The sequence below is a fragment of the Nitratireductor sp. ZSWI3 genome (genome assembly GCF_024655565.1).
Classification (GTDB): Bacteria; Pseudomonadota; Alphaproteobacteria; order Rhizobiales; family Rhizobiaceae; genus Nitratireductor.
This window is the reverse complement of record NZ_JANKOF010000199.1, coordinates 1-1,183: the sequence shown is the minus strand read 5'-3', so window position 1 is coordinate 1,183 and position 1,183 is coordinate 1. Positions and strand designations below refer to the sequence as shown.

The following is a 1,183-nucleotide window of genomic DNA, read 5'->3' as shown; positions in this document are numbered from 1 at the left end:
ATGGCCAAAGGTAAATTTGAGCGTACGAAGCCGCATGTGAACATTGGCACGATTGGTCACGTTGACCACGGCAAGACGTCTTTGACGGCAGCGATCACGAAGTATTTCGGTGAGTTCAAGGCGTATGACCAGATCGACGCTGCGCCGGAAGAGAAGGCGCGCGGCATCACGATCTCGACGGCGCATGTGGAGTACGAGACGGATGCGCGTCACTACGCGCATGTGGACTGCCCTGGCCACGCCGACTACGTGAAGAACATGATCACGGGTGCGGCGCAGATGGACGGCGCGATCCTGGTCTGCTCGGCGGCCGACGGCCCGATGCCGCAGACGCGCGAGCACATCCTGCTCGCCCGCCAGGTTGGCGTTCCGGCGATCGTTGTGTTCCTGAACAAGGTCGACCAGGTGGACGATCCGGAGCTTCTGGAACTGGTCGAGCTGGAGGTTCGCGAGCTTCTGTCGTCCTACGACTTCCCGGGCGACGACATTCCGATCGTCAAGGGCTCGGCGCTTGCGGCGCTCGAGGATTCGAACAAGGAGATCGGCGAGGACGCGGTGCGCGCTCTGATGGCCGAGGTGGACCGCTACATTCCGACGCCTGAGCGTCCGATCGACCAGCCGTTCCTGATGCCGATCGAGGACGTGTTCTCGATCTCGGGCCGCGGCACGGTGGTGACGGGCCGTGTCGAGCGCGGCATCGTGAAGGTGGGCGACGAGCTTGAGATCGTCGGCATCCGGCCGACGTCGAAGACGACGTGCACGGGCGTCGAGATGTTCCGCAAGCTGCTCGACCAGGGCCAGGCGGGCGACAACATCGGCGCGCTGCTGCGCGGCGTCGACCGCGAGGGCGTCGAGCGCGGACAGGTTCTTGCCAAGCCGGGCTCGGTGACGCCGCACACGAAGTTCAAGGCGGAAGCCTACATTCTGACGAAGGAGGAGGGCGGTCGCCACACGCCGTTCTTCACCAACTACCGTCCGCAGTTCTACTTCCGCACGACGGACGTGACGGGCATCGTGAAGCTGCCGGAAGGCACCGAGATGGTGATGCCCGGCGACAACGTGACGGTGGACGTGGAGCTGATCGTGCCGATCGCCATGGAAGAGAAGCTGCGCTTCGCCATCCGTGAAGGCGGCCGCACCGTCGGCGCCGGCATCGTCGCCGCCATCACTGAGTAAGAACGGG

General features: G+C 64.3%; 1 protein-coding gene. It reads left to right on the top strand.

Going from position 1 to position 1,183, the window contains the following annotated elements:
• On the top strand, positions 1–1,176 hold a 1,176-nt coding region (gene tuf / locus NUU27_RS25375; RefSeq protein WP_257765067.1), incomplete at its 5' end, for an elongation factor Tu.
• Positions 1,177–1,183: the final 7 nt, after the last annotated feature.